The sequence below is a fragment of the Bradyrhizobium sp. PRIMUS42 genome, from assembly GCF_023006515.1.
Lineage (GTDB): Bacteria > Pseudomonadota > Alphaproteobacteria > Rhizobiales > Xanthobacteraceae > Bradyrhizobium.
Genome location: NZ_JALBGZ010001380.1, coordinates 1 through 748, shown reverse-complemented (window position 1 = coordinate 748; position 748 = coordinate 1). Strand labels below are relative to the sequence as shown.

The window sequence follows — 748 nt, the reverse complement described above, 5'->3', positions numbered from 1 at the left end:
AGGCTGGCATCGAGATCGCCGCCCGGCTCGGCCAGCACCAGCTTTCGCAGCAGATCCGGCCGCGCCTGCGCCACGCGGAATGCGATGTGGCCGCCGCGTGAATGGCCCATGAGGTCGACGGGTGCGGGCCTCACCTGCTCGATGAAGGCAACCACGTCGGCGACGTGCTGCGCCATCCTGTAATCGTCGCCGACGGCATCCCAATGCTCGGGAAAGAAATGCCGCAGGCTGACCGCGATCACGCGATGGGCCTTCGACAGCGGGCCGAGCACGGAATACCAGGTGCGGAAATCCCCGAGCGTGCCGTGTACGCAGACCAGCGGCGGGCCCTCGCCGACTTCGAGATAGGCCATGTCGTAACCGTTGACGCGGAATGTCTGCATGATCAGCTCGCCAAGAAATCCAGGACGATTTCGGAGAATTTTTGCGGCGCCTGCTCGAACATCGGATGCGTCGCGTTCGGGATGACCGCCGTCTTGGAATAGGGCACATGCGCGGCGAGCGCATGCAGCACCTTTGGCAGCAGCCCCTTGGTTCGCGCGCCCAGGATGAACAGCGTCGGCATCTTGATCGCCTCCGCATCCGCCTTCGAGAACGGCGGGCGATTGTCGCGGACCTGGCCGATCAGCGTCATGGCATTGTCGCGCAGATTCTGCTTCACCATCGCCGGCAGCCGCGGCCAGGTGCCGGCGCCCTCCAGCGTATCGACGAAGACGGCGAGGCCGCCGTCGACATCGCCGGCCGCGAT

At 65.6% G+C, this 748-nt stretch carries 2 protein-coding genes; both read right to left on the bottom strand.

Annotated elements, in window-relative coordinates; translation table 11 throughout:
* On the bottom strand, window positions 1-383 hold a 383-nt coding region (locus MOV75_RS40500), incomplete at its 3' end, for an alpha/beta fold hydrolase (protein ID WP_247008448.1).
* Between the two features lie 2 nt (window positions 384-385).
* On the bottom strand, window positions 386-748 hold a 363-nt coding region (locus tag MOV75_RS40495; protein ID WP_247008447.1), incomplete at its 5' end, for an alpha/beta fold hydrolase.